Source organism: Micromonospora tarapacensis (genome assembly GCF_019697375.1).
In the GTDB taxonomy this organism is placed as follows: domain Bacteria; phylum Actinomycetota; class Actinomycetes; order Mycobacteriales; family Micromonosporaceae; genus Micromonospora; species Micromonospora tarapacensis.
This window is the reverse complement of record NZ_JAHCDI010000004.1, coordinates 2,794,340-2,820,007: the sequence shown is the minus strand read 5'-3', so window position 1 is coordinate 2,820,007 and position 25,668 is coordinate 2,794,340. Positions and strand designations below refer to the sequence as shown.

Genomic DNA, 25,668 nt, shown 5'->3' with positions numbered 1-25,668 from the left:
GCGAGCCGCGCCCTGGGCGGCCGGTGGTGGACCGGTCGCGGTACGCCGCGTACGAGGCGGTCGCGGCGGTGCACCGCGACGACGCGTACGCCAATCTGGTGCTGCCGGCGATCCTGCGCGACGCGGGCCTGACCGGCCGGGACGCCGCCTTCGCCACCGAGCTGACCTACGGCACCCTGCGCCATCTCGGCACGCTCGACGCGATCCTCACCGCCGCGGCGGGCCGGGACGTGCAACGGATCGACCCGCCGGTACGCGACGCGTTGCGGATCGGCGCGTACCAGTTGCTGCACACCCGGGTGCCGGCCCACGCGGCGGTCTCCTCGACCGTCGACCTGGTCCGCGTGGTCGGCCAGGGTGCCACCGGTTTCGCCAACGCGGTGCTGCGCGAGGTGGCCGGCCGCGATCTCGACGACTGGGTGGCCCGACTGGCGCCGCCGATGGAGACCGACCCGGTCGGTCACCTCGCCGTGGCCCACAGCCATCCACAGTGGATAATCCGGGCGTTCAGCGAGGCGCTCGACGGCGATGTCGGCGAGACCACCCGCCTGCTGATGGAGGACAATGAGCGTCCGCCGGTGCACCTGTGTGCCCGGCCCGGCCTGGCCGACCCGGTCGAGCTCGCCGACGAGTCCGGTGGCGCACCGGGCGCCTTCTCGCCGTACGCGGTCTATCTCGGCGGCGGCGCGCCGGGCGAGCTGGCGGCGGTGATCGACGGTCGCGCCCACGTCCAGGACGAGGGTTCGCAGCTGGTGGCGAATGCGCTGGCCACCGCACCGGTGGACGGACCGGACGGCCGCTGGCTCGACCTCTGCGCCGGACCGGGCGGCAAGTCGGGGCTGCTCGGGGCCCTCGCGGCACAACGCGACGCGCGGCTGACCGCGGTGGAGGTCGCCGAGCACCGGGCCGGCTGGTCGCCCAGGCCACCCGGGGGCTGCCGGTGACCGTGCTGAACCTCGACGGTCGGCTGGTGGGCGCCGAGGCGAAGCTGCCGGCGGAGCACTTCGACCGGGTGCTGGTCGACGCGCCGTGCACCGGGCTGGGGTCGCTGCGCCGCCGGCCGGAGTCGCGCTGGCGGCGCCAGCCGTCGGACCTGTCCGCCCTGACCCGGTTGCAGCGCGAGCTGCTCGCCGCCGGGCTGCGGGCGGTCCGCCCCGGCGGGGTGGTCGCCTACGTGACCTGTTCACCCCACATCGTGGAGACCCACGTGACGGTGACCGAGTCGGCGCGGCGCAGCGGTGTGCCGGTGGACTTCGTCGACGCCCGGCCGCTGCTGCCGGCCGGCATGCCGGGGCTCGGCGACGGGCCGACGGTGCAGCTGTGGCCGCACCGGCACGGCACCGACGCCATGTTCCTCGCCCTGCTGCGCCGCACCTGAGCGCCGGAGCCCGACCCGATCACCTGAGCGCGCCGCGCCTGCGGCGATTCCTCGCGGGACGGCTCAGGTGATCGGCAGTGCCCGGGTGCCGGCGCCCTTCAGCGACCGGGTCAGGGTGCGGTCGCTGCTCCACAGGAAGCACTGCACGCCGCGGTTGCCGCTGCGCCATTCTCGTTCGGACGGATGGTAGAAGATGGTGCCGACGCGGTACTGAAGGTTGCCGTCGTCCGGCACCTCGGCGAAGCGGGCGATCCTGCTGCGGCAACCCCGGTGGGCGCGTCCGGCCTCCTTCAGGAACGCCGAATAGCTGGCCGCCGGGGCCTCCCAGACCCCGACGAACTCGACCCGATGCCGTGCGGTGCACGCGACCGCGACCATCTCGGTCACGTCGTCGCCCTCGGTCTCCGCGTTGAAGCAGCCGTGCCGCAGCGGCGACGATCCGTCCAGCGAACCGGTGAGGCTGCTCGTGCGCCGTACCGGGATCGGGGTGTCGAGCCCCCGCAACTCGTGGACGTCGCAGCGGAACCAGCGCGCCCCACCGGTCCACGCCCGCGGCGACGGGAAGACGACGATGAGCCCGATCCGAGCGCCACGCCAGTCGCCGCCCAGCGCCGTACGGGCCTGCCGGTCGCACTCGTCGAACGCGGTGCGCATCCCGGCGTTGCCGGTGGCCGGTGGCCTCGCCCCGTCCACGTCGGTGAGCGTTCCGACGTGCAACGTCTCGGCCCGATGCGGCTGCGCGCAGTCCACCGGCGCGTACGCGCTGAGATAGCCGACGTCCTGGGGTTGGGGGTGGCACGTTCGGGAGGCGGGCGTGAACACCGTCGGGGCGGCCACCGGTGCCCAGTCGTCGACAAGGTCACCGTCGACTCCGGCCGGTCTCGTGCAGCCGAGCAGAGCCGTCGTCACCACGGCGCCCAACGCGACTCCGGTCAGCCACCGTCGCATTCCCGTCGACCTCCTGCTCGTGCCGCCGGCGAGTGGAGCGAGGCGCGGGACCAACCCGGCCGTCGAAGCCCCCGACCGCACCGCGTTGCGCGGGTCGCGGCACGCCACGGAGCGGCAGCATACGGCACCGGGCTCAGGTCACGGGTAGCCCCCGGGGGCCGACCCCGCGCATCGAGCCGGTCAGCTTGCGATCGTCGCTCCACAGGATGCAGCGCACCCCCCGGTCGCCCTCCTCCCACTCCCGCTGCGACGGCGGGTAGAAGATGGAGCCGGCGCGGTAGGGCAGGTCGGAGTTGTTGGGTACGTCGGCGAACGCGGCGATCAGTCCCATACAGCGCTGATGGGCCTGCCCGGCGGAACCCACGAACTGCTCCCAGGTCATGTCCTGCTCGACGTACACACCGACGAACTCGGCCCCGTGCGGCTCCGTGCAGAGCACCGGGGCCATGTAGTTCAGGCTGTCGCCGATGAGCTTCGGATCGAAGCACCGGTGCACCAGTGGTGAGTCGCCGATCAGTGCGCCGCGCAGGCTGCCGGTGCGGTTGACCGGCCGGGTGTTGTCGATGCTGTCGGTCTCGCTCAGGTCGCACCGGAACCACCGGGCGCCGCCGTCCCAGGCCGACGCCGACGGCAGGGCGATGTTGAGCGTCAGGCGGGCGGTGTGCCAGTCGCCGCCGAGCACCAGCCGGACCCGCTGGTCGCACTCCGCCCGCGCGGTGCGCAGCGCCGCCGATCCCGGTTCCGGCCGTTGCCTGCCGGCCGCGGGCCCGGTGAACGTGCCGACGTGGACCGCCTCGGCGAGGTGGTTGCGGGCGCAGTCGACGGTCTCGTAGGTGCTCGCCTGGACGACGGCGGTGACCCGGGGCAGGCAGGCGTCGGTGGCCGGCACGAACATCGTCGCCGGGCGCATCGCGGGCCAGTCATTTGTGAGATCACCGTCCGTTCCACCCGGCCGCACACAGCCGCTCAGCACCATCGCAGCCGCGCCGGCCAGCGCCAGCGCCGCGAGCCACCGTCGCATCGTCCGCCCCTCCCGGGAGCTGTCGCCCGGCTGCCGGCCCCCGCGCCCAACGGCCTGCACGCTACCGTCACCGTCCCCGATGGAGTGTTGCCGTGATTCGGCCGGCTGGCCAGTCGAAGCCCCGCTTCGTACCGTCGCACCGGTCCGAGGGGAGCCATTCTGCACCACTGGTCACCTCCGGGTCACGGGGTGTTCCGGTTGGTGGCATGCTGCCGCGGCTGGTGACCGCGTTCGTACACTGGCCCTGTGACCGTACCGCCGCCGATCGTCGCGCCGAGTATCCTGGCCGCCGATTTCTCCCGTCTCGCCGAAGAGGTCCGTGCCGTCGAGGACGCCGCGGACTGGTTGCACGTCGACGTGATGGACAACCACTTCGTGCCCAACCTGACCATCGGGCTGCCCGTGGTGCAGAGCCTGCGGGCCGCCACGAAGCTGCCCTTCGACGTGCACCTGATGATCACCGATCCGCGCCGCTGGGCACCCGGCTACGCGGACGCGGGGGCGTACAACGTCACCTTCCACGCCGAGGCCTGCGACGACCCGGTGGCGCTGGCCAGGGACCTGCGGGCGGCCGGCGCCAAGGCGGGGCTGGCGATCGACCGGGACACGCCGGTCGAGCCGTACCTCGACCTGCTGCCAAGCTTCGACACGCTGCTGATCATGACCATCAAGGCGGGGTTCGGTGGCCAGCGGTTCGTCCCGCAGCTGCTGGACAAGGTGCGCACCGCGCGCCGCCACGTCGACGCCGGTCACCTGGAACTGCGCATCGAGGTGGACGGCGGCATCGCCGCCGACACCATCGAACAGGCTGCCGCGGCGGGCGCCGACGCCTTCGTCGCCGGCACCGCCGTCTACGGTGCCGACGATCCGGCCGAGGCGGTGCGCCGGCTCCGCGACCTGGCGGAGCGTGCGGCGGCCGGGGCCTGAGGTGGAGCCTTCCGACGATCGCAGGGACGTGATCCTCGTCGTCGACGACGACGAGGACATCGCCCGATTCGTCGAGTTCAACCTGCGGTTGCAGGGCTTCGACGTGGTCCTCGCCGCCGACGGTCAGGAGGCGCTCGAACTGATCGAGCGGGAACGGCCCGACCTGGCCGTGGTCGACCTGATGATGCCGCGGGTGGACGGGCTGGAACTGACCCGGCGGCTGCGCGCCGATCCGATGACCGCGGCCCTGCCCGTGATCATGCTGACGGCCAAGGGGATGACCGTGGACAAGGTCCACGGGCTCAGCGCGGGCGCGGACGACTACCTGGTGAAACCCTTCGACACGGCGGAACTGGTGGCCCGGGTCAGCTCGACCCTGCGGCGCAACAAGGAGTTCCGCGAGGTCTCCCCGCTGACCGGCCTGCCGGGCAACAGCCGCATCCGCCGGGAGATCGCCGACCGGGTCCGGGGCGGTGCCGACTACGCCGTCGGCTACATCGACATCGACCGGTTCAAGAGTGTCAACGACCGGTACGGGTTCGTCCGCGGCGACGGCTTCATCTCGGCGCTGGCCCGCAGCCTGCACCGGGCCGTGGTCTCGGTCGCGCTGCCGCCGGCCTTCCTCGGGCACGTCGGCGGCGACGACTTCGTCTTCGTGTGCACGCCGGAGCAGGTCCTGCCGCTCACCTCCCGGGTGTCCGCGGACTTCGAGAAGGCCGCGGACGCGCTCTACGATCCCACCGACCGGGAACGCGGCTACGTGGAGCTGAAGGACCGGCGGGGCAACATCCGCCGGGCCGCGCTGGTCACCCTCTCCATCGGGGTCGCGATCTCCGACACGGACAAGCGGATCACCAACCCGCTGGAGGCGATGACGGTCGCCTCCGAGATGAAGACCGTCGCCAAGAGCCAACCCGGCTCGTACGTGGCGGTGGACCGGCGGCGCGGCGTCGGTGACCACGGTTACCGCCATGTGAAGTAGCTCGCCCGGGTGGCCCGACAGCCCGCCGGGCGTGTAAGACTTCCTTCAGTACCCACCACGCGCTGGCGGGACTCGGTGAAATTCCGAACCGGCGGTGATCCACGGTCCGACCGTGGTAAGCCCGCGACCCGGGAGCGGTTCGTCCGCCCGGTGGACCTGGTGAGAATCCGGGGCCGACGGTTGGGGGCGGTTCGTCCGCGCCCAGACAGTCCGGATGGGAGACAGCGCGCGGGACGGAAGGGGCCGGGTGGCTCGCCGGGCTCCGGCGCGCACGGGCCCCGCCGGGGCGGCTGTGCCGTACCCCGACTTCCGCTGCCTGCCCGCGGCCACCCGGCCGATCTCCCCGCCTGCGCGCAAGAGCGAGAGGGCAGGGCAGGCGATGGCGAGCGTCTCCGTGGACGAGGCGATGCGTCGCGCGATCGAGCTCGCGGCGCGCGGGCTCGGCACGACCAGTCCCAACCCGATAGTCGGCTGCGTGCTGCTCGACGCCGATGGTGAGGTGGTCGGCGAGGGTTTCCACGCGTACGCCGGCGGACCGCACGCCGAGATCGTCGCGCTGGCACAGGCCGGCCGGCGGGCGAAGGGCGGGACCGCGGTCGTCACCCTGGAACCCTGTGACCACACCGGCCGCACCGGCCCCTGCAGCACTGCGCTGGTCCAGGCCGGAGTCGCCCGGGTGGTCATCGCGGTACCGGACCCGAACCCGGTCGCCACCGGCGGCGCCGCCACGCTGCGGGCCGCCGGCGTCCAGGTGGACCTGGGCGTACGCGGAACCGAGGCGGAGAGCGGCAACGTGGCGTGGCTCACCGCCATGCGCCGGGGCTGGCCGTACGTGATCTGGAAGTACGCGGCGACCCTGGACGGCCGCTCCGCGGCGGCCGACGGCACCAGCATGTGGATCACGTCCGAGGCGGCCCGGATGGACGTGCACGCGCTGCGGGCGACCGTCGACGCGGTGGTCGTCGGCATCGGCACGGTACTCGCCGACGATCCCCGGCTCACCGTGCGCAACCTGCGCGACGGCAGCCTGGCCATCCGGCAGCCGCTGCGGGTGGTTCTCGACTCGGCGGGCCGTACCCCGGCCGGCGCGCGGGTCCGCGACGGCGCCGCCCGTACCTGGGTCGCCACCGCTGCCGAGGTGGGCGCCGCCCCGAACGGCGGCGTCGACCTGCCCGCGCTGCTGGCGGCCCTGCACGGTCGGGGGTCCGGGCGGTGCTGCTGGAGGGCGGCCCGCGGCTCGCCGGGGCGTTCCTCTCGGCCGGCCTGGTCGACCGGGTCGTCGGCTATGTCGCTCCCCGGCTGCTCGGCGCCGGACCCGCCGCCCTGGTCGACGCGGGCGTGCGCACCATCACCGAGGCCATCGATCTGGAACTCACCGACGTTACGCAGGTCGGTCCCGATCTGCGGATCACCGCGCTGCCCCGGAAGAGGGAGGGCTAGGCATGTTCACCGGCATCGTCGAGGAACTGGGCGAGGTCGTCGGGGTGACCCGCACGGCGCAGGACTCCGCCCTGGTCACCGTCCGTGGCCCGCTGGTCGCCTCCGACGCGCGGCACGGCGACTCGATCGCGGTCAACGGGGTCTGCCTGACCGTCGTCGACCTCGACGGCGGGGTCTTCACCGCCGACATCATGGGCGAGACGCTGCGCCGTTCGGCACTGGGCGCGCTGCGCGCCGGCGACCGGGTCAACCTGGAACGCGCCGCCACGCTGGGCAGCCGGCTCGGCGGGCACCTGGTGCAGGGGCACGTCGACGGCGTGGGTGAGGTGCTCTCCCGCGACCCGGCACAGCGGTGGGAGACCGTACGGTTCCGGCTGCCCGCCGCCTTGTCCCGGTACGTGGTGGAGAAGGGCTCGATCACCGTCGACGGCGTCTCGCTGACCGTCGCCGAGGTCGGCACCGACTGGTTCGCCGTCGGCCTGATCCCCACCACGCTCTCGTCGACCACGCTCGGTGCCCGGTCCGTGGGCGACCCGGTGAACCTGGAGACGGACGTGCTGGCCAAGTACGTCGAGCGGCTGCTCGGCGCCCGGACCGCCGGCGGCGCCGGACCGCCGGTCGACCTGCCCGGCGTCGCCACACCCGGGCCGGTGCTGTCATGACCGGGGCACTCGGCTGGCTGCTCGGCGCCGAGTTCCACGTGGCCGGGTCGCCGGTGCTGGTGCGGGAGGTCGTCGGCAACGTCTTCGGGCTCGGCTCGGCGCTGCTCGGCCTGCGCCGGGTGGTCTGGGCCTGGCCGGTCGGCATGATCGGCAACGCGTTGCTGTTCACCGTCTTCCTCGGCGGGGCGTTCGCCACCCCGCAGGCGCACGACCTGTACGGGCAGGCCGGCCGGCAGGTCTTCTTCTTCGGCCTGAGCGTCTACGGCTGGTGGCGCTGGACGCGTAACCGCCGCCTCGGCGTCACCGGCGACGGGTCGGCGGTCGCGCCCCGCTGGGCCACCGGCGCCGAGCGGCTCGGTCTGCTCGCCGCCGCCGTGGTGGGCACCGCGCTGGCCTACCCGGTGCTGGCGGCGCTCGGCTCCTGGGGGCCGTTGCCCGACGCCTGGATCCTCGTCGGCAGCCTGCTGGCCACCTACGGGATGGCCCGCGGCTGGGTGGACTTCTGGCTGGTCTGGATCGCGGTCGACGCCGTGGGCGTGCCGCTGCTGCTGCGCGGCGGGTTCTATCCGTCGGCGGCCATGTACCTCGTCTACGGCGGGCTCTGCGTCTGGGGCCTCGCCAGTTGGTGGCGCACCTCGCGGGCCATCCGCCCGGCATCCGCCCCGATCCCGTCGACCTACTCGGAGGCCGTCGCATGACCGAGCACAGTGAGCAGCGCGGGCCGACCGTCTTCGCCGACATCGAGCGGGCGCTGGCGGACCTCGCCGCCGGCCGGCCGGTGGTCGTGGTGGACGACGCCGACCGGGAGAACGAGGGCGACCTGATCTTCGCCGCCGAACTGGCCACCCCGGAACTGCTGGCCTTCATGGTGCGGCACACCTCGGGGTTCATCTGCGTCCCGCTCAGCGAGAGCGAGTGTGACCGGCTCGACCTGCCGCCGATGCACCACACCAACCAGGACCGCCGGCAGACCGCGTACACCGTCACCGTCGACGCCCGGGAGGGGGTGACCACCGGCATCTCGGCCGCCGACCGGGCGTACACGATCCGGCTGCTCGCCGACCCGGGAACCGGCCCGACCGACCTCGCCCGGCCGGGGCACGTGGTGCCGTTGCGGGCTCGCGCCGGTGGTGTGCTGCGGCGCCCCGGGCACACCGAGGCGACCGTCGACCTGACCCGGCTGGCCGGCCTGCGCCCGGCGGGGGTGCTCTGCGAACTGGTCAACGACGACGGCACCATGATGCGGCTGCCGGATCTGGAGAAGTTCTGCGCCGAGCATGCGCTGACCCTGGTCACCATCGCGGACCTGATCGCGTACCGGCGCCGCACCGAGAAGCAGGTGGAACTGGTCGCCGATGCCCGGATGCCCACCGAGCACGGGGTGTTCCGGGCGCTGGGCTACCGCAGCGAGTACGACTCGGCCGAGCACGTGGCCCTGGTGATGGGTGACCTCGGCGACGGCCGCGACGTGCTGGTGCGGGTGCACTCCGAGTGCCTGACCGGCGACGTCTTCTCCTCGGTGCGCTGCGACTGCGGTCCGCAGCTCGACGCCGCGCTGGACCGGGTGGCGCGGGAGGGCCGGGGCGTGGTGCTCTACGTGCGGGGCCACGAGGGGCGGGGCATCGGGCTGCTGCACAAGTTGCAGGCGTACCAGCTCCAGGACCAGGGCCGCGACACGGTCGACGCGAACCTCGACCTGGGCCTGCCGGCTGACGCGCGTGACTACGGCACCGGCGCGCAGATCCTCTACGACCTCGGGGTGCGGTCGATGCGACTGCTGACCAACAACCCGGCCAAGCGGGCGGGACTGGAGGGGTACGGGCTCACCGTCACCGGCCGGGAGGGCCTGCCGGTGCGCCCGCACCCAGAGAACGTGCGCTACCTGCGGACCAAGCGGGACCGGATGGGACATCTGCTCGACCTGGACGAGGTGGCCGAGGCCCCGATGGGCCGTACGGTCGCCGGCAAAGAGATCGGAGCGTAGGAACGATGGCGGGTTTCGGCGAGCCGGGGTCCACCCCGGTCGACGCGAGCGGGATGACCGTCGGTGTGGTGGCCGCGCGGTGGCACGGTGAGCTGACCGATAACATGCTGGACCGGGCGGTGGCCGCCGCGCGGGCGTGTGGCGCGCGGGTGGTGGTGGCCCGGGTGGCCGGCTCGGTGGAACTGCCGGTGGTGGCCCAGGCCATGGCCCGGCGCTGCGATGTGGTGGTCGCCCTCGGCGTGGTGGTACGCGGCGCCACGGCGCACTTCGACTACGTCTGCCGCTCGGTCACCGACGGGCTGACCCGGATCGCGCTGGACGAGGGCAAGCCGGTGGCCCACGGGGTGCTCACCGTGGACACCATCGAGCAGGCCCGCGACCGGGCCGGCCTGCCCGGCTCCGCCGAGGACAAGGGCTGGTCCTCGACGGTGGCCGCCCTCGACGCCGCCCTGGCCCTCCGCCAGGTCGCGGCGTCCGCCAACCAGCGACTCGGCTTCGCCACCTGACCGAACCCGCTTACCTCAACCACGCCGGGTCTGCGCCCTTTGCCGCCTGCACTGCGAAGGCCAGCCGGTCGAGAAGCTCACGGCTTTCCTCCAGGGATTCGCCCCACAGCACCAGGCCGTGTCGGCGGACGTAGATCACCTGACTCTTCTGGGCCGCTTCGGCGACGGCCTCGGCGAGTTGGACGCTGCCGTACTCCTTGGGTGGGATGACGAGTACGTCCACGCGGTCGAGTTCCTCGTCGTCGGGAATGTAGTGGTTGTGCACGACGAAGGCGGCGGGGACCGTGCTGCGCATGAGGTAGTGCATGTACGACTCCGCGGACGGCGTACCGGGACCGCGACAGTGCAACGTGGTACCTGTGCGGCCCCGCAGTTCGACGAAGTCGGTGGGCCTCAGATCCCGGATGTAGGCGCCGGTGGCGGTGACGAAGGTACCGCCCGCGCGGTGGAAACTGATGTTTCCGGCGGAGTCGGTCTGGTGTTCGAAGATCCCGGCGAGCCGGCCCAGCGCGTGTGCGCCGTCGAAGGCGGAACGCTCGATCTCAAGGGACTCTCGGCGGAGGTCGATGTCCGCCCAACGCCGGGTTGCGGGCCGTGGGAGCGGTCCGGAGGGCGACGGCGCGGTGGCCTCCGGGGCGGGCTCACAGTACTTGATCGAGCCGCGCTGACCGAGCAACTCGGCCACGGCGAGGGCGATGGGTTCCGGGTCCGCGTCATGCAGCAGCACCTGCGCGAACCAGTCGGCGACGAGGTTGAGGTCGGCGTTGGTGAACCCGCGTCGGACCACTTCCTGGACGCCCAACCGCAACGTGTCGGTCTGCTCGAAGGCGACGGATCGGTTCACCGCGATTCCGGCGCGCAACAGCCGTTCCAGCAGGGCCGGTCCGGCGCCGAGGGGCCTGCTGTCGATGAAGAACATGTGGTTGCGGGTGAACCCTCGGTCAGCCTGCAGGATCGGTACACCCCGGTCGTGCAGGGCGGTGGCGAGACACCGGGCACTCTCGATGACCCGGCTCGCGTACTCGCGACCGTGGGTGTACATCTCGTGCAGCGCGATGTACAGCGCCAGCGCGGACGCGGTGTGCTGGCTGCTGACCAGGCCATTGGACAGGGTGTAGCTGATGCGTTCCATCAGACCACGGCTCCGGCCGAGGATGATGCCCTTCTGCGGCCCGAACATCGTCTTGTGGGTGTTCGCCTGGAGGATGTCGGCGCCCTCGCCGAGCGGATCCTGGAACTGGTCACCGGCGATGAGGCCCAGCGTGTGCGACGCGTCGTAGACCAGCGGCACCGGTCCACACATCTCCTTCAGTTCCCGCACCGGGAACGGGAACAGGTAGTTCATCGCGTCGAGGAACAGCAGTGTGGGACGTTCCCGCTCGAACACCTCGCGGGTGCGGTCAAGGTCGATCTCTGAGATGTCCCGGTACGCGTATGTGCAACTGCTCCGGCCGAAAGTGCGGCAGATCAGTTCGGTCAGGAAGTGGCCGCCGTCCTTCGTCGAGATACGCATGATCTTGTCGCCCGGCTGGGAGAGTGCGGCGAAGGTGGTCTGCATCGCATGGATACCGGAGAGACATCGGAATTCGGCGTACTCGGCGCCGAAGAGTTGCCGGCACACCTCTGTGGCGGACGCTTCGATCTCGTTGATCCGATTCATGCCGCGATACAGGAAGTTGTTCAGACGGGACGGGGAGTCCTCCCGCATCTCCAGGTGCTCGAGGAGGTAGCGGTTGGACAGCGGGGTCGACAGGACCCGTTGCGCCGCAGGGGAGAGTAGCGTCTCGTTGGCGGTCAGGTGGAGGACCGCGGCCGACTCGAGTTCCTCCTGCTGGATCAGTCGCTCGATCAGACCGAGTGTCATGGGCTCCTGCGGCACCGACATGTTCCTCTCCCGCGTTCCGCTGATGTTGTCTGGAATCTACGAGAGGGGATCGGCGAGCACAGGTGGGTGCCTGAGCGAAGAATCAAGAGTGCACCATTGACGTATCCGGCGCTGTGACTTCCGTCCGATGCCCCGAGGAGCGGCATGGGCCACCGTGGGGTGTCCGTGGCATCAGACCGGGGGTTCATCGTGATGCGTGCAATCGATTGGCGGGATGACGGCGCTGTCGTCATCGTCGATCAGACGCGCCTTCCGGACCGGACGACCTTCCTCGTGCTCCGCGAGCCACTTCAGCTCGTGGCGGAGATCAAGCGACTCGCGGTACGCGGCGCTATGGCGCTCGGTGTGGCCGGCGCGATGGGAGTGGCACTCGGCGCGGTGCGGGCGAAAGAGCGGGGACAGGATGTCCTTACCAGAGCAGGTGAGGCGGCAGAGTTGCTGGCGACGGCGCGGCCGACGGCGACGAATCTGGCGTGGGGAGCTAACCGGGCGCTGGCCGCCGCGCACGCGGGTGCGGCAGCGGTGGTTGCCGTCGCACTGGAGATCCGGGACGAAGACGTCGAGGCGAACCGGGCCATCGGCAACCGCGGCGCGGATCTGTTGCAGGGGGCCAGGCGAATCCTGACGCACTGTAACGCCGGCGCTCTCGCCGCCGTGGAGATCGGTACGGCTCTGGGGGTGATCGTTGAGTTGCACCGCCGAGAACCGCTGCTCACGGCGTACGCCACGGAAACCCGTCCCCTGCTTCAGGGCGCTCGGTTGACCACGTGGGAACTCGGACGCGCGGGAATCCCGCACTGCCTCGTGGTGGACGGCGCGGCGGCCGGGCTGATCCTGGCCGGTGAGGTGGATGCGGTCGTGGTCGGCGCCGACCGCATCGCGGCCAACGGCGACAGCGCCAACAAGGTCGGTACGGTGGCGCATGCGTTGGCGGCGGCTCACGCTGGCATTCCGTTCGTGGTGGCGGCGCCCGAGGCGACGTTCTCCCCGGGCACGGCGACGAGCGCGGACATTCCGATCGAGCAGCGGGATGAGGCCGAGGTGCTCGGTTTCGGTTCGCACCGCATTGCCCCGCCCGGCACAAAGGCGCGCAACCCCGCTTTCGACGTGACGCCCGCCGAACTCATCACAGCGATCGTGACGGAGCGGCGGACGGTGTGGCTGGGGCGTGCCACCACTGGAGCCCGCCCGGTGACGCGCGTGCGCCCGGCGTGACGCTCGCTCTCAGACCGTCATCGCGGTGCCTGCCGCGATGGATTCGAACCGCGGCGAGGTGATTCGCAGGTAGTCGTCGGTGGTCAGTGCGAGTGACCGGTCCAACCGGGCGGCGTTGAAGAACAGCTCGGGAAACGCCTTGATCCCCGGGTCGGCGATGAGTTCCAGTTCATCGCTGAAGGGAAATGGCAGGATCGTGCCGGCGACACAGCCGGACAGCCGTTCGGCGATTTCCGGCGTCGCGAAGGAGATGTATGTGCCGCCGAACAACTTCTTGATCGCCTGCAGGTCGACCCGGGCATCCCCGGGGACGACTGCCAGGACGTACTTCGTGACCTTCTTGCCGAGCTTGACCATCACGATCATGCACTTGGCCGCAGCCGCGACCTGGTGGCCGCGATATCCGCTGACGATCTCGGTGCGGCCCTCCTCGGGGTGGTCGATCAGCCGGTAGGTGGCACCGTTCTCGTCGAGTAGGGCGATCAGGCGATCGTAGGTCTCCTCGTGCTCCATGCGTCATCCCCTCGTACTTCACCACCGCGGTCAGCGCGGAATGTGATGCGTCGGCTACCGTCGTGTTCAGTATAGTACTAGAAAGTGATCACTATAATGTACGGACGATCGGGCAATTCCGACATTGTAGTCCTGACTGGGTGAATCTCGAGGGGATAAGCTGATCATGCAAGCACCTAGGGGCACCACGTCGGCGCCGCCCGAGCCGGCAGCCAGCATCCCACCTCCTGCCGGGCCTGTCCGCCCCGCGACCAAGGGCGCCCTGCTGTGGTCGGATCTGTCGATCCTGCTCGTGGCGATCATCTGGGGCTCCAGCTACGTCGTGATGCAGACCGTCGGGGAACACGTGCCGGCTGCGGCGTTCCTGGCGTTGCGCTTCCTCACCGCGCTTCCGGTGGTGCTCCTGCTGGCCGCTCGGTCGCTGCGTCGGTTGAACCGGATGGAGCTGATCACAGGCGCGGCCTTCGGCACGATGCTCTACGGCATCCTCATGCTGGAGACGGTGGGTGTGCGGTACACATCCGCGGCCAACGCCGGCTTTCTCATCACCGTTTCGGTGGTGCTGGTGCCCGTGTTGGAGCGATTCGTCAGCCGGAGGACGCAATCCCCGGTGGTATACATCGCCACGGTCGCGGCCCTTCTCGGTTGCGCTTTGCTGTTGCTGCACGACGGCATTCAGCTGCGGTCCGGTGACTTGATCATCCTGGCTGCCGCGATGATCCGAGCTGTTCAGATCACGCTCTTCGGCCGGCACGTACGGGGCCAGTCGATTCAGAACCTCACCGCGGTCCAGTTCGTGGTGGTGATCGTGCTGGCGGGATCCACCTCGGTGCTCACGGGGGACCCGGTGTGGTCGGTGGCCGGGGATGTCGACGGCCGATCGTGGCTGCTCATCGCCTATCTCGGTGTACTCGGCACCGCCTTCGCCTTCTTCGTGCAGCTGCGTTCGGCAAGGCTCTCCAGCTCCACCCGGGTCGGGCTGGTGTTGTGTACCGAGCCGATCTTCGCGACGATCTTCGCGATCGTCGCGGCTGGCGAGTCGCTCGGCCTCGTCCAGGCGCTCGGTGGCTTGCTGCTGGTCGGGTCGGCGCTCGTCGGGCGGGCTGTCGAGAGTTCCGGGCGCCAGCCTGCGGCCGGCGTGGCACCAGACGGTAGCGTGTCTGGGCACGTTCGCCGACCAATACCCGAGAATGGACCCCGTGACGACAGCCGCTGAGAGCTTCGGGACCACCGCGGCCGGGATGGGAGCCGCGGTCGGTAGGGAAGTCCGTCGCTTCCGGGAGGCCCGCCGGATGTCGGTCTCCGAGCTTGCTCGGCGGGCGGATGTGAGCAAGGGGACACTCTCCCGACTCGAGGCCGGCCTCGGCAACCCGACCATCGAGACCATCGCGGCGATCGCCGTTGCCCTGCGGTTGCCGCTCGGCGACCTCATACCGACCTCGGTGCCGAGCGCACCGAGCCTGCAGCGGGGCACCCCGGCCCCGGACTACAGCCGACAAGAGATGTTGCAGCGCATCGGCCCCGGCGTCCTCACCGAGATCTGGCGGGTACGCATCCAACAACCCGGGAATTTCGTGGAGAGTCCGGCGCACGCGGCCGGAACGGTGGAATACCTGCTCGTCAGCCGCGGAGTGTTGCGGGCCGGACCGGTCGATGCGCTACACGAGGCGGGCGCCGGCGATTTCCTGGTGTTCTCGGCCGATGTGCCGCATCGGTACGAGGTGGTGCACGGGCCAGCCGAGGCGAGCCTCGTAATGACGTACCCGGCGATGAACGTGAGCGTCGCGGGCGGGGCCGCGCACACCGGTGCGGCCTGACCGACGCCCCAGCACCGCGCCCGGAACCGCGACCTCCGCCGGCAGCCTCGATCATCGGGCGAGGGGTGGTGCTGAGCGGTGCTCACGTGAGTTCTGGCGCTCCCGCGACCTGAGCCAGCCACTGCTGCTCCAGCTGCTTGAGTATGCCCTCGCTGCTGAGCTGCCCGACCGCCGCGCTGACGCAGCCGGTGAGCGGGGAGTCCTTGTCCAACAGCAACCCGAACGCCTCCGGCGTGCCCACCTGGGGCAGCTGCCCGACGATCACCGCGTCGTCGATCTCCGCGCCGGTGATGTGGAACGCGGTGGGCAGGTCCACCACCAGGCCGTCGATCTGCCCGTTCTGTAGTGCCTTCTTCGCGTCGTCGTTGCTGTTGTAGACCTGGGGTTCGGCCGTCGGCCGCACCACGTCGGTGATCGCCTGGTAGCTGGTCGTGCCGACCCGTGCGCCGAGCTTGGCGCCGCGCAGGTCGGCCAGTGCGGTCATGCCAGCGATCTTGGAGGATTCCAGCGCGATCACCGTCTGCCGCACCAGGTAGTACGGGGCGGAGAAGTCCACCGCCTGCTTGCGCTCCTCGGTGACGGCGAACTGGTTGATGTCGAAGTCGAAGTTCTTCGGCCCGGGCGCGACGGCGGCGTCGAACCGCACCCGGATCCAGGTGACGTCGTCGCGGGCGTAGCCGAGCTGCTCCGCCACCGCGTAGGCCACCGCGGACTCGAAGCCCTCGCCGTTGTCGGGCTTGTCGTCGACGAACCACGGCGGGTCGGCCGGCTCGTCGGTGGCGATGGTGAGCCTGCCCGGAGTCTGGGTGGACAGGCTGTCCTTGGTGCACGCCATCGACACGGTCGGCATAGGCGCGGGCTGGGCCTGGGGCGTGCAGGCGGTGACCGCGAGCAGGACGATGCCGGCGGTGGCGAGCGTGGGGGTGCGTGGGGTGCTGACCATGGCGGACAGCGTACGACCAACATAGGCGGGGATCGAAGGCTTGTCCCATCATCCTGGTAGGGAATGCCGGTCCCGGCCAGCGGTCACCACCGACCCGGTGCTTCCGGCGACCGAGGGCGACTGCGAGAATCCGTCTCCGTGAAGACGTTCGAGGAGTTGTTCGCGGAGTTGCAGGCCAAGGCCGCGGCCGGCACCCCCGGCTCGGGCACGGTCGCCGCGTTGGAGAAGGGCGTGCACTTCGTCGGGAAGAAGGTCGTCGAGGAGGCGGCCGAGTCGTGGATGGCCGCCGAGCACGAGGGGCCGGAGCGCACCGCCGAGGAGATCTCCCAACTGCTCTACCAGGTCCAGGTGCTGATGCTGGCCAGCGGTCTCGAACTGAAGGACGTCTACCGACATCTGTGAGTGCCCCGCCGTCGACCCGGTCCCGATCGAAGGAGCACTCCGTCATGCTGCGTGTCGCCGTACCCAACAAGGGCGCCCTGGCCTCCTCGGCCGCCGAGATGCTGCGCGAGGCGGGCTACCGCCAGCGCACCGACCCCAAGGACCTGGTCTGCCGGGACCAGGCGAACGATCTCGAGTTCTTCTACCTGCGGCCGAAGGACATCGCCACCTACGTCGGCTCCGGTGACCTGGACGCGGGTGTCACCGGCCGCGACCTGTTGATCGACTCCGGTGCGCCGGCGGAGGAGGTCCTCGATCTGAACTTCGGCCGGGCCACCTTCCGCTTCGCGGCCCGGCCCGACGACGTGGACGACGTCCGGGAGCTCGGCGGGCACCGGATCGCCACCGCGTACCCGGGGCTGGTCGAGCGGCACCTCGCCGAGTTGGGCGTCAAGGCCGAGGTGATCCGCCTCGACGGCGCGGTGGAGAACGCCATCCGCCTGGGCGTCGCCGACGTGGTGGCCGACGTGGTGGAGACCGGCGCCACCCTGCGTCAGGCCGGTCTGGTGGTCTTCGGCGAGCCGCTGCTGCACTCCTCGGCGGTGCTGGTGGGGCGCACCGGAGCGGCACCCCACCCGCAGGCCGAGCAGCTGCTGCGCCGGCTGCACGGGGTGCTGGTCGCCCGCCGCTACGTGATGCTCGCCTACGACGTGCCGGCCGGGCTGCTGGACCGGGCCAGCTCGCTGACCCCGGGCATCGAGTCGCCCACCGTCTCACCGCTGCACCGCGAGGGTTGGGTGGCGGTGCAGGCCATGGTGCTCCGCGAGGACGTGCACCGGATCATGGACGAGCTCTACGAGCTGGGCGCCCGGGCGATCCTGGTCACCAACATCCACGCCTGTCGGCTGTGAGGTGAGCCGGCGGGTGACCGCGTGGCGGCTCCAGGGGCGCCGCGGGACGGATGGCAGACTGGTGGCATGAGCGAGCGCGAGCTGATCCGCCTGCGGCCCCGGCGCATCCGGGTGGTCTGCTGGGTCTCGGCGGTCGTGCTGGTGGTCCTGTTCGCGGCGATCGGCACCACGCTGGCCGGTCCGACCGGCAACGGCTACGGCACCTTCCAGCGTGGCGACCAGATCGCCATGATCGGGCTCGGCGTCCTGTTCGCCCTGGGCGCCCTGCTCTTCACCCGTCCCCGGGTGGAGGCGGACGCGCGGGGCGTGCGGGTCCGCAACGTGATCGGCTCGTACGAGTTGCCCTGGGAGGTGGTCCGGGGCATCCGGTTCGACCGGGGTGCTCCGTGGGCCGCCCTGGAACTGCACGACGACGACCTGCTGCCGGTGGTCGCGCTCCAGGCCGCCGACAAGCAGCTCGCCGTCGACGGGGTGCGCGCTCTGCGCCGGTTGCACCAGGACCACCTGGCCGCGTTCGCCGAGCGGGCCGCCGGCCGCGGGGGCACCTGAGCACCTGGTCGCCGGGAGGATCGTCGCTGTGGGCCGGCCACGGCTGCCCGATTTGAGAGGTCGCCGGCCGGGGGTGTAGTGTAGTCAAGTCGACCAGGCTGTCCGCTCCGTGCGGGCGGCCACGAAAGTGGAGCGCCTGCTCCCACCCGAGTCGCCGCCTGTGGTGGCCGGGTCCGGTCTCCGGTTCCGGGCATGTCCCGGTCCCGCATGCGCGATCCTGTGATCGTGCCGACCGGTCGAGCAGGCCCTGGCATCTGCCGGGGCCTTCTGCTTTCCGGGTTGGTTCCCACCGGGAGCCGCAGGGGTCGGCCACGCATGAAGAACCGACTCGAGGAGGCCCCATCAGCGTCGAACCACGCGTGAACGAGCAGATCCGGGCACGTGAGGTCCGACTGGTCGGCCCCGAGGGTGAGCAGGTGGGCATCGTCCCGCTGGAGCGAGCCCTTCAGCTGGCCGCGGACGTCGATCTGGACCTGGTCGAGGTTGCGCCGATGGCGCGCCCGCCGGTGTGCAAGCTCATGGACTTCGGCAAGTTCAAGTACGAGAGCGCACTGAAGGCGCGCGAAGCGCGGCGTAACCAGCAGCAGACCGTCATCAAGGAGATGAAGCTCCGGCCGAAGATCGACCCGCACGACTACGAGACCAAGAAGGGTCACGTGGTGCGGTTCCTCAAGGCCGGCGACAAGGTCAAGGTGACGATCATGTTCCGGGGTCGCGAGCAGAGCCGTCCGGAGCTGGGTTATCGGCTCCTGCGTCGGCTCGAGAGCGAGATCTCGGAGCTGGGGTACGTCGAGGCCGCTCCGAAGCAGGACGGTCGAAACATGATCATGGTGCTCGCGCCACACCGCGCCACCAAGGCCGCCGCGGTCGCCGCTACGGCCTCCCGGGGCGGGCCCGGGATCGGGCCGCGGAGGGCTCCGCCGGCCCGGAGGCCGGCGAGACCGCAGCGGCCGGTGACACCGGCACCGTCGCCGACAACAGCGGCGAGTAACAGGGGAGAAGACGTTCCACATGCCGAAGATGAAGAGCCACACGGGGACGGGCAAGCGGGTCCGCGTGACCGGTAAGGGCAAGCTCATGAAGGAGCAGGCCAACAAGCGCCACCTCCTGGAGAAGAAGCCCTCCACCCGGACCCGCCGACTGACGGGCGTGGTCGAGGTGGCCAAGGCCGATGTCAAGCGCATCAAGAAGCTGCTCGGCCGCTGACGCGCGCCACCTGAGCCCAAGAAGGAGTTGAGATGGCACGCGTCAAGCGGGCTGTGAACGCCCAGAAGAAGCGCCGAACCCTGCTGGAGACCGCGAGCGGCTACCGCGGTCAGCGCTCCCGGCTGTACCGCAAGGCCAAGGAGCAGGTGCTGCACTCGATGCAGTACGCCTACCGGGACCGTCGTGACCGCAAGGGCGACTTCCGGCAGCTGTGGATCCAGCGGATCAACGCGGGCGCCCGCGCCAACGGGATGACCTACAACCGCCTGATCCAGGGCCTGCGGCTGGCCGGCATCGAGGTCGACCGCAAGATCCTGGCCGATCTGGCCGTCAACGACGCCGCCGCGTTCGCGGCGATCGTCGAGTTGGCCCGCGCCGCGGTCGCGGCCGAGGGCACCGGCGGCGCGGCGGCCCAGGCCGCCTGATCCCCGCAGCGCGCAGCGAGGCGTTCCTCGGCGACGAGGGGCGCCTCGCGCGTGTGTGGTGAGACACCATGCCCTTCACACCGCGTACGCCCCGGGTGGTCGCCGCCCGCCGGCTCCAGCGCCGCCGGGAGCGCGAGGCCACCGGCCGGTTCCTGGCCGAGGGACCGCAGGCGGTCCGCGAGGCCCTGATCCGCCCGCGCACCGTCGTCGAACTGTTCGGCACTCCCGCCAGCCTCGACCGGTACGCCGACCTCGTGGCCGCCGCCGGTGCCGACGTACCCGTCACCGAGGTGACCGACGACGCCCTCGCGGCCCTCGCCGAGACCGTCGCCCCGCAGGGCCTGGTGGCCGTCTGCCGGCACGTCGACGGGCCCCTGGACGCCGCCCTGGCGAGCAGCCCACGGCTGGTCGCCGTGCTCGCCGGGATCCGTGACCCGGGCAACGCCGGTACGGTGCTGCGCACCGCCGACGCCGCGGGCGCCGCGGCGGTGGTCTTCGCCGGGGACGCGGTCGACCCGTACAACGGCAAGTGCGTGCGCGCCTCCGCCGGCAGCCTGTTCCACGTCGACGTGGTGCGGGAGCGGGAACCGGCGAGCGTGGTCGCCGCGGTGCGGGCCGCGGGGCTGACCGTGCTGGCCGCCACCGGCCACGGCGAGGACGATCTGGACGAGCTGGCCGACGCCGGCCGGCTCGCCGCACCGACCGCCTGGCTGTTCGGCACCGAGGCACACGGTTTGCCCGGTGAGCTGGCCGATGCCGCCGACGCCCGGGTGCGGGTACCGCTGCACGGGCGGGCCGAGAGCCTCAACCTCGCTGCGGCCGCGGCCGTCTGCCTGTACGCTTCGGCGAGAGCTCTGCGCTGACCCCGGGTCACGCGCGCACGACAAGGAGATGCGGCCCCATGCCGAACGCGCCAAGGCGTTCGTTTAGCCAGCCCGCCGGTGTCGGCGGGCGGCGGGTCTGACCTGTTCTCCACTCGACTCCCACCGGCGGGCTGCGGCACAGCCGCGCGTCCGTAGACTCGCTTCGCCGCCCGTGAGGGCCGGCGCCGTCGTGAGGGAGTGCCCGTACGCCATGAGTTACCGCAACGATCCGTACGACCCGAAGCAGGTCGCCCTGCTCGACCCGGCCGCCCTGGCCGAGGCCGTGGCCGAGGCCGAGAAGGCGTTCGAGGCCGCCGGCGATCCCGACGCGCTGGCGGTCGTGCGCCCGGCGCATCTCGGTGACCGGGCCCCCGTCTCGCTGGCCCGTCGGGAGATCGGCGCGCTGCCGCCGGCCGCGAAGGCCGACGCCGGCAAGCGCGTCAACGAGGCCCGCCGTGCGGTCGAGCAGGCGTACGCCGCCCGTGCCGAGGTGCTGGAACGGGAGCAGGCCGAGCGGGTCCTGGTTTCCGAGGGCGTCGACGTGACGCTGCCGTACGACCGCCGGCCGCGCGGCTCCCGGCATCCGATCACCGTGCTGATGGAGCAGATCAGCGACCTCTTCGTCGGCATGGGCTACGAGGTGGCCGAGGGGCCCGAGGTCGAGCTGGAGTGGACCAACTTCGACGCGCTGAACATCCCCGCCGACCACCCGGCCCGCGGGCTGATGGACACCTTCCACATCGCACCCACCGAGGCGTCCGGTCTGGTGCTGCGCACCCACACCTCGCCGGTGCAGGCGCGGACGATGCTCAGCCGCACGCCGCCGATCTACGTGATCGCCCCGGGGCGGGTCTACCGCACCGACGAACTGGATGCCACCCACGCGCCGGTCTTCCACCAGGTCGAGGGCCTGGTGGTGGATCGCGGCATCACGATGGCCCACCTGCGCGGCACGCTGGACCACTTCGCCCGGGCGATGTTCGGTCCGGACGCGAGGACCCGCTTCCGGCCGCACTACTTCCCGTTCACCGAGCCGTCGGCCGAGTTCGACATCTGGTTCCCCGAGCACCGCAACGGCCCGCAGTGGGTGGAGTGGGGCGGCTGCGGCATTGTCAACCCGCGGGTGCTGCGCGCCTGCGGCATCGACCCGGAGGTCTACTCCGGCTTCGCGTTCGGTATGGGTGTCGACCGGACGGTGATGTTCCGGCACGGGGTCAGCGACATGCGGGACATGGCCGAGGGCGACGTGCGGTTCACCCGCGCGTTCGGTGCCGGGGTCTAGGGCGACGGGTACGAGTCACGGAGACGGTGGTAACGAGTCATGCGAGTTTCTGTCAGTTGGCTGCGGGAGTACGTCGATCTTCCGGCCGCCCTGCCCGTCGGTGACCTGGAGCGGGCCCTGGTCGACCTCGGCATCGAGGTCGAGTCCATCGTGGACCTGTCCGGCACGGTCACCGGCCAGCTGGTGGTCGGCGAGGTCCTGGAGATCGAGGAGCTGACCGGCTTCAAGAAGCCGATCCGGTTCTGTCGGGTGGACGTGGGCGCCGCCAACGGCACCGGCGAGCCGCAGGAGATCGTCTGTGGGGCGCGCAACTTCGCCCCGGGGGACCGGGTCGTGGTGATCCTGCCCGGTGGCGTGCTGCCCGGCGGCTTCGCCATCGGCGCCCGCCGGACGTATGGGCGCAACTCCAACGGCATGATCTGCTCGGCCAGGGAACTGGGCCTGGGTGACGACCACTCCGGCATCCTGGTGTTGCCCGAGCACGTGGTGGCCGAGCCCGGCGACGACGCCCGTCCGGTGGTCGGCCTCAACGACATCATCGTCGAGGTGGAGATCACCCCTGACCGGGGCTACCAGATGTCGCTGCGCGGGCTCGCCCGCGAACTGGCGCACGCCCTCGGCCTGGACTACTCGGACCGGGGCCGGATGCCCGCGACGCCCGGCACGGCCGAGCCGGCGTACCCGGTCGAGGTGCGCGACCCGGTCGGCTGCGACCGGTTCGCGGCCCGGATGGTGCGCGGTGTCGACCCGGCGGCGCAGACGCCGGTCTGGATGCAGCAGCGGCTCACCGTCGCCGGCATCCGCAGCATCTCGTTGCCGGTGGACATCACCAACTACGTGATGCTCGAACTCGGCCAGCCGATGCACGCCTTCGACGCCGACCGGATCAACGGCCCGCTGGTGGTCCGGCGCGCCGAGCCGGGCGAGAAGCTGACCACGCTCGACGGGGTGACCCGCGCGCTGGCGCCGGAGGACATGGTCATCTGCGACGCCGGGGTGCCGAATCCGCTCGCGGGCGAGGGCTCCGGCGTCCCGATCTCGCTGGCGGCCGTGATGGGCGGCGAGACCAGCGAGGTCCTGCCGGGCACGGTGAACGTGCTCTTCGAGGCCGCGCACTGGGATCCGGTCATGGTCGGGCGCACCGCCCGCCGGCACAAGCTGTTCAGCGAGGCGGCGAAGCGCTGGGAGCGGGGGGTGGACCCGGCCCTGCCGTTGGTCGCCCTGGACCGGGCGGTGGCGCTGCTCACCGGGCACGCCGGCGGCACCGCCGGCGCCGAGGTGCTGGACCTCGACCATGTCCGGCCGCGTACCCCGATCGTGCTGCCGGTCGACCTGCCCAGCCGGCGGGTCGGTGTGGAGTACCCGCCGGCCCGGGTGGTCGCCCTGCTGGAACAGATCGGCTGCACGGTGGCCCGGGGCGCCGACCGGCTGGCCGAGGAGCCGGGGAGGTGGGGGTCTCCGCCGTGGGCGGGGAGGCGCTCAGCGTCACTCCGCCGACCTGGCGGCCCGACCTGACCGACCCGGCCGACCTGGTGGAGGAGGTGGTCCGCCTCGACGGGTACGCCAACGTGCCGTCGCTGCTGCCGACCGCGCCGCCCGGTCGGGGGCTGACCTGGCAGCAGCGCCGTAACCGGGCCGTGGCCCGTTCGCTGGCCGAGCGGGGCCACGTCGAGGTGCTCGCGCACCCCTTCGTCTCCCGGAATCTCGCCGATCAGCTCGGCCTGCCCGCCGACGACCCGCGCCGCCCGGCGGTGCGGCTGGCCAACCCGCTGTCGGAGGAGGAGCCGTTGCTGCGCACCACGCTGCTCGGCCCGCTGTTCGGCATCGTCCGGCGCAACCTCGGGCGTGGTCTGCGTGACCTGGCCCTCTACGAGATCGGCACGGTCTTCCACCCGAGGCCGGGCGCCGGCAGCCCGCCGGCGATGGGCGTCGACCGGCGTCCCACCGACGCGGAGTTCACCGCCGCCGACGCGTTCGTGCCGCACCAGCCCCGGCACGTCGCCGTCGTGCTGACCGGCGACGTCGAGCCGGCCGGCTGGTGGGGCGGCGGTCGGGCGGCCACCTGGGCCGACGCGGTCGAGGCGGGCCGCGCGGTCCTCGCCGCCGCCGGGGTGCCCGACCGGCGGGTCGAGGTGCGGGCCACCGAGTACGCCCCCTGGCATCCCGGCCGCTGTGCCGCGCTGCTGGTCGATGGGACGGTCATCGGGCACGCCGGTGAGCTGCATCCGGCGGTCGTCGCCACCCTGGAGCTGCCGCGGCGTACCTGCGCCATGGAGCTGGACCTGGACGCCCTGCCGGCCCCCCCGGTCGCACCCGCGCCCATGGTCTCGGGTTTTCCGCCGGCGCTGATCGACGTGGCGCTGGTGGTGTCCGACCAGGTCCCGGCCGAGGCGGTGCGGCAGGCGCTCGCCGAGGGCGCCGGCGAGCTGCTGGAGTCGGTCCGCCTGTTCGACGTGTACGCCTCGGAGCAGCTCGGCGCCGGGCGCAAGTCGCTGGCGTACAAGCTCGCCTTCCGCGCGCCGGACCGGACGTTGACCGTCGAGGAGGCGGTCGCCGCCCGCGACGCGGCGGTGGCCCGCGCCGCCGAGCGTTTCGGCGCCACCCTCCGCGGCGCCTGAGATGTGCGGAAGAGCCCCTTCCCGGCCCACCCCGCGTGGGGAGGGGCTCTCCGTGCGGCCTCGGGCGGACGGCCAGGACTCTCTCGTGGTCGTCGAGGGGATGTTCCCGCCATCGGCTTTACATCGTCATGCGTAAAGCCGTATGAACTTGCAAGCGCCGCCGGGCGGCGCTACCCTTCATTGCATAGTCATGCGGAGGTAGGTATGGGGATTCGGGTCGCGGTCGCCGGGGCGAGTGGCTACGCCGGCGGTGAACTGCTGCGCCTGCTCGCCGGGCATCCCGAGTTCGACCTGGTCGCCGCGACCGCGCACAGCCAGGCCGGGCAGCGGCTCGACGCGGTGCATCCCCAGCTCACCGGGCTGGACCTGACTCTCGCCGCGACCACACCCGACGTGCTGGCCGAGGCCGACCTGGTCTTCCTCGCCCTGCCGCACGGCGAGTCCGCCGCCATCGCGGCGCACCTGCCCGACGGTGTCCGGGTCGTCGACCTCGGTGCGGATCACCGGCTCGTCGACAGCGACGCGTGGACCCGCTACTACGGCGGCCCGCACGCCGGCGCGTGGACCTACGGCCTGCCTGAGCTGCCCGGCCAGCGTGAACTGATCGCCGGCGCGGCCCGGGTGGCCAGCACCGGCTGCTACGCCGCGACGATCAGCCTGGCGCTGGCCCCGCTGATCGCCGCCGGTGCCGCCCGGCCGGCCGACGTGGTGGTCGTCGCCGCCTCCGGCGCCTCCGGCGCCGGCCGGGCCGCCAAGCCGCACCTGCTGGCCAGCGAGGTGATGGGGGACCTGTCGCCCTACAAGGTCGGCGCGCACCAGCACGTGCCCGAGATCAAGCAGGCCACCGGCGCGACCGGGCTGTCCTTCACCCCGGTGCTCGCGCCGATGCCCCGCGGCATCCTGGCCACGGTGACCGCGCTGCCGACCGGCGCGGCCGACCCCCGTGCGGTGCTCGCCGAGGCGTACGCGGACGCCCCGTTCGTGCATCTGCTGCCCGAGGGGCGCTGGCCGCACACCGCCGCGACGCTGGGCAGCAACTCGTGCCACCTACAGGCGGGCGTCGACGTCGACTCCGGCCGGCTGATCGTGGTCGCCGCCCTGGACAACCTCGGCAAGGGCGCCGCGGGTCAGGCGGTGCAGAACGCCAACCTGATGTTCGCCCTGCCCGAGACCACGGGCCTTTCGGTTTGGGGGGTCACGCCGTGAGTGCCA

The 25,668-nt window shown here is 71.7% G+C and carries 22 protein-coding genes, 4 pseudogenes and 1 riboswitch; of the genes and pseudogenes, 21 read left to right on the top strand and 5 right to left on the bottom strand.

Annotated elements, in window-relative coordinates:
• Window positions 1-26: 26 nt before the first annotated feature.
• Window positions 27-1,378, top strand: a pseudogene (locus tag KIF24_RS18770) (RsmB/NOP family class I SAM-dependent RNA methyltransferase).
• Window positions 1,379-1,441: 63 nt separating this feature from the next.
• On the opposite strand, the gene KIF24_RS18765 reads toward KIF24_RS18770, so the two are convergent.
• Together KIF24_RS18765 and KIF24_RS18760 are read right to left on the bottom strand one after the other, a co-directional pair.
• Entirely contained in the window at window positions 1,442-2,326 is an 885-nt protein-coding gene (locus tag KIF24_RS18765; protein ID WP_221085163.1) for a septum formation family protein, read from the bottom strand.
• A gap of 133 nt (window positions 2,327-2,459) precedes the next feature.
• Entirely contained in the window at window positions 2,460-3,347 is an 888-nt protein-coding gene (locus tag KIF24_RS18760; protein WP_221085162.1) for a septum formation family protein, read from the bottom strand.
• A 246-nt stretch (window positions 3,348-3,593) separates the two neighbouring features.
• Here KIF24_RS18760 and rpe point away from each other — a divergent pair, with 246 nt between their 5' ends.
• The 7 genes and pseudogenes from rpe to ribH all read left to right on the top strand — a co-directional run bounded on the left by rpe (window position 3,594) and on the right by ribH (window position 9,848).
• The gene (rpe, locus tag KIF24_RS18755) at window positions 3,594-4,274 is read left to right on the top strand and encodes a ribulose-phosphate 3-epimerase (RefSeq protein ID WP_221085161.1); all 681 of its coding nucleotides are present in this window, start codon (window positions 3,594-3,596) and stop codon (window positions 4,272-4,274) included.
• A 1-nt stretch (window position 4,275) separates the two neighbouring features.
• Window positions 4,276-5,256, top strand: a complete 981-nt coding sequence (locus KIF24_RS18750; protein ID WP_221085160.1) for a response regulator — start codon at window positions 4,276-4,278, stop codon at window positions 5,254-5,256.
• A gap of 57 nt (window positions 5,257-5,313) precedes the next feature.
• A riboswitch (FMN riboswitch) is annotated at window positions 5,314-5,486 on the top strand.
• A 149-nt stretch (window positions 5,487-5,635) separates the two neighbouring features.
• A pseudogene (ribD, locus tag KIF24_RS18745) lies at window positions 5,636-6,696 on the top strand (bifunctional diaminohydroxyphosphoribosylaminopyrimidine deaminase/5-amino-6-(5-phosphoribosylamino)uracil reductase RibD).
• A gap of 2 nt (window positions 6,697-6,698) precedes the next feature.
• Complete coding sequence (locus KIF24_RS18740) at window positions 6,699-7,358, top strand: riboflavin synthase (RefSeq protein ID WP_221085159.1); 660 nt, start codon at window positions 6,699-6,701, stop codon at window positions 7,356-7,358.
• Window positions 7,355-8,056, top strand: a complete 702-nt coding sequence (gene pnuC / locus KIF24_RS18735) for a nicotinamide riboside transporter PnuC (protein WP_221085158.1) — start codon at window positions 7,355-7,357, stop codon at window positions 8,054-8,056. Before KIF24_RS18740 ends, pnuC begins: the two co-directional genes overlap by 4 nt.
• Window positions 8,053-9,342, top strand: a complete 1,290-nt coding sequence (locus tag KIF24_RS18730; protein WP_221085157.1) for a bifunctional 3,4-dihydroxy-2-butanone-4-phosphate synthase/GTP cyclohydrolase II — start codon at window positions 8,053-8,055, stop codon at window positions 9,340-9,342. Before pnuC ends, KIF24_RS18730 begins: the two co-directional genes overlap by 4 nt.
• Window positions 9,343-9,347: 5 nt before the next feature.
• Window positions 9,348-9,848 (top strand): 6,7-dimethyl-8-ribityllumazine synthase, encoded by a 501-nt coding sequence (ribH, locus tag KIF24_RS18725; protein ID WP_221085156.1) that lies wholly within the window; start codon window positions 9,348-9,350, stop codon window positions 9,846-9,848.
• A gap of 10 nt (window positions 9,849-9,858) precedes the next feature.
• Here ribH and KIF24_RS18720 read toward each other — a convergent pair whose 3' ends face one another.
• Window positions 9,859-11,712, bottom strand: a complete 1,854-nt coding sequence (locus KIF24_RS18720; RefSeq protein ID WP_230415734.1) for a fluorothreonine transaldolase — start codon at window positions 11,710-11,712, stop codon at window positions 9,859-9,861.
• A 213-nt stretch (window positions 11,713-11,925) separates the two neighbouring features.
• Between KIF24_RS18720 and mtnA the strand changes: the two genes are divergently transcribed.
• Window positions 11,926-12,948 carry an S-methyl-5-thioribose-1-phosphate isomerase gene (gene mtnA, locus KIF24_RS18715; protein ID WP_221085154.1) on the top strand — a complete coding sequence of 341 codons (1,023 nt, stop codon included), beginning with the start codon at window positions 11,926-11,928 and terminating at the stop codon, window positions 12,946-12,948.
• A 9-nt stretch (window positions 12,949-12,957) separates the two neighbouring features.
• On the opposite strand, the gene KIF24_RS18710 is transcribed toward mtnA, so the two are convergent.
• Window positions 12,958-13,461, bottom strand: a complete 504-nt coding sequence (locus KIF24_RS18710; protein ID WP_230415733.1) for a YbaK/EbsC family protein — start codon at window positions 13,459-13,461, stop codon at window positions 12,958-12,960.
• Window positions 13,462-13,627: 166 nt separating this feature from the next.
• Here KIF24_RS18710 and KIF24_RS18705 point away from each other — a divergent pair, with 166 nt between their 5' ends.
• Complete coding sequence (locus KIF24_RS18705) at window positions 13,628-14,677, top strand: DMT family transporter (protein WP_221085153.1); 1,050 nt, start codon at window positions 13,628-13,630, stop codon at window positions 14,675-14,677.
• A complete protein-coding gene (locus KIF24_RS18700) occupies window positions 14,661-15,278 on the top strand; it encodes a helix-turn-helix domain-containing protein (RefSeq protein WP_331461193.1) in 618 nt (205 codons plus the stop codon). Before KIF24_RS18705 ends, KIF24_RS18700 begins: the two co-directional genes overlap by 17 nt.
• A gap of 82 nt (window positions 15,279-15,360) precedes the next feature.
• Here KIF24_RS18700 and KIF24_RS18695 read toward each other — a convergent pair whose 3' ends face one another.
• On the bottom strand, window positions 15,361-16,221 hold the full coding sequence (locus tag KIF24_RS18695) for an ABC transporter substrate-binding protein (protein ID WP_221085152.1): 861 nt from the start codon (window positions 16,219-16,221) through the stop codon (window positions 15,361-15,363).
• A 138-nt stretch (window positions 16,222-16,359) separates the two neighbouring features.
• On the opposite strand from KIF24_RS18695, the gene KIF24_RS18690 reads away from it, so the two are divergent.
• The 10 genes and pseudogenes from KIF24_RS18690 (at window position 16,360) to argC (ending at window position 25,662) form a co-directional block, all read left to right on the top strand.
• On the top strand, window positions 16,360-16,623 hold the full coding sequence (locus KIF24_RS18690) for a phosphoribosyl-ATP diphosphatase (RefSeq protein ID WP_088973679.1): 264 nt from the start codon (window positions 16,360-16,362) through the stop codon (window positions 16,621-16,623).
• A gap of 44 nt (window positions 16,624-16,667) precedes the next feature.
• A complete protein-coding gene (hisG, locus tag KIF24_RS18685) occupies window positions 16,668-17,513 on the top strand; it encodes an ATP phosphoribosyltransferase (protein WP_221085151.1) in 846 nt (281 codons plus the stop codon).
• A 66-nt stretch (window positions 17,514-17,579) separates the two neighbouring features.
• Window positions 17,580-18,062, top strand: coding sequence for a PH domain-containing protein (locus KIF24_RS18680; RefSeq protein WP_221085150.1), 483 nt, complete (start codon window positions 17,580-17,582; stop codon window positions 18,060-18,062).
• 359 nt (window positions 18,063-18,421) lie between these two features.
• Window positions 18,422-19,053: pseudogene (gene infC, locus KIF24_RS18675) on the top strand (translation initiation factor IF-3).
• 20 nt (window positions 19,054-19,073) lie between these two features.
• Window positions 19,074-19,268 carry a 50S ribosomal protein L35 gene (gene rpmI / locus KIF24_RS18670; RefSeq protein ID WP_221085149.1) on the top strand — a complete coding sequence of 65 codons (195 nt, stop codon included), beginning with the start codon at window positions 19,074-19,076 and terminating at the stop codon, window positions 19,266-19,268.
• Between the two features lie 32 nt (window positions 19,269-19,300).
• Window positions 19,301-19,693, top strand: coding sequence for a 50S ribosomal protein L20 (rplT, locus tag KIF24_RS18665; protein ID WP_030335718.1), 393 nt, complete (start codon window positions 19,301-19,303; stop codon window positions 19,691-19,693).
• 68 nt (window positions 19,694-19,761) lie between these two features.
• Complete coding sequence (locus tag KIF24_RS18660; RefSeq protein WP_221085148.1) at window positions 19,762-20,556, top strand: TrmH family RNA methyltransferase; 795 nt, start codon at window positions 19,762-19,764, stop codon at window positions 20,554-20,556.
• A gap of 211 nt (window positions 20,557-20,767) precedes the next feature.
• The gene (gene pheS / locus KIF24_RS18655) at window positions 20,768-21,838 is read left to right on the top strand and encodes a phenylalanine--tRNA ligase subunit alpha (RefSeq protein ID WP_221085147.1); all 1,071 of its coding nucleotides are present in this window, start codon (window positions 20,768-20,770) and stop codon (window positions 21,836-21,838) included.
• Window positions 21,839-21,877: 39 nt separating this feature from the next.
• Window positions 21,878-24,456 (top strand): annotated as a pseudogene (gene pheT, locus KIF24_RS18650) (phenylalanine--tRNA ligase subunit beta).
• A 204-nt stretch (window positions 24,457-24,660) separates the two neighbouring features.
• Window positions 24,661-25,662 (top strand): N-acetyl-gamma-glutamyl-phosphate reductase, encoded by a 1,002-nt coding sequence (gene argC / locus KIF24_RS18645; RefSeq protein ID WP_221085146.1) that lies wholly within the window; start codon window positions 24,661-24,663, stop codon window positions 25,660-25,662.
• Window positions 25,663-25,668: the final 6 nt, after the last annotated feature.

What these genes read in the sequence shown, in the direction of transcription:
- KIF24_RS18765 (WP_221085163.1), bottom strand. Translation starts at nt 2,326, where the DNA reads ATGCGACGGTGGCTGACCGGAGTCGCGTTGGGCGCCGTGGTGACGACG.
- KIF24_RS18760 (WP_221085162.1), bottom strand. Translation starts at nt 3,347, where the DNA reads ATGCGACGGTGGCTCGCGGCGCTGGCGCTGGCCGGCGCGGCTGCGATG.
- KIF24_RS18740 (WP_221085159.1), top strand. Translation starts at nt 6,699, where the DNA reads ATGTTCACCGGCATCGTCGAGGAACTGGGCGAGGTCGTCGGGGTGACC.
- pnuC (WP_221085158.1), top strand. Translation starts at nt 7,355, where the DNA reads ATGACCGGGGCACTCGGCTGGCTGCTCGGCGCCGAGTTCCACGTGGCC.
- KIF24_RS18730 (WP_221085157.1), top strand. Translation starts at nt 8,053, where the DNA reads ATGACCGAGCACAGTGAGCAGCGCGGGCCGACCGTCTTCGCCGACATC.
- ribH (WP_221085156.1), top strand. Translation starts at nt 9,348, where the DNA reads ATGGCGGGTTTCGGCGAGCCGGGGTCCACCCCGGTCGACGCGAGCGGG.
- KIF24_RS18720 (WP_230415734.1), bottom strand. Translation starts at nt 11,712, where the DNA reads ATGACACTCGGTCTGATCGAGCGACTGATCCAGCAGGAGGAACTCGAG.
- mtnA (WP_221085154.1), top strand. Translation starts at nt 11,926, where the DNA reads ATGCGTGCAATCGATTGGCGGGATGACGGCGCTGTCGTCATCGTCGAT.
- KIF24_RS18710 (WP_230415733.1), bottom strand. Translation starts at nt 13,461, where the DNA reads ATGGAGCACGAGGAGACCTACGATCGCCTGATCGCCCTACTCGACGAG.
- KIF24_RS18705 (WP_221085153.1), top strand. Translation starts at nt 13,628, where the DNA reads ATGCAAGCACCTAGGGGCACCACGTCGGCGCCGCCCGAGCCGGCAGCC.
- KIF24_RS18695 (WP_221085152.1), bottom strand. Translation starts at nt 16,221, where the DNA reads ATGGTCAGCACCCCACGCACCCCCACGCTCGCCACCGCCGGCATCGTC.
- hisG (WP_221085151.1), top strand. Translation starts at nt 16,668, where the DNA reads ATGCTGCGTGTCGCCGTACCCAACAAGGGCGCCCTGGCCTCCTCGGCC.
- KIF24_RS18680 (WP_221085150.1), top strand. Translation starts at nt 17,580, where the DNA reads ATGAGCGAGCGCGAGCTGATCCGCCTGCGGCCCCGGCGCATCCGGGTG.
- rpmI (WP_221085149.1), top strand. Translation starts at nt 19,074, where the DNA reads ATGCCGAAGATGAAGAGCCACACGGGGACGGGCAAGCGGGTCCGCGTG.
- rplT (WP_030335718.1), top strand. Translation starts at nt 19,301, where the DNA reads ATGGCACGCGTCAAGCGGGCTGTGAACGCCCAGAAGAAGCGCCGAACC.
- KIF24_RS18660 (WP_221085148.1), top strand. Translation starts at nt 19,762, where the DNA reads ATGCCCTTCACACCGCGTACGCCCCGGGTGGTCGCCGCCCGCCGGCTC.
- pheS (WP_221085147.1), top strand. Translation starts at nt 20,768, where the DNA reads ATGAGTTACCGCAACGATCCGTACGACCCGAAGCAGGTCGCCCTGCTC.
- argC (WP_221085146.1), top strand. Translation starts at nt 24,661, where the DNA reads ATGGGGATTCGGGTCGCGGTCGCCGGGGCGAGTGGCTACGCCGGCGGT.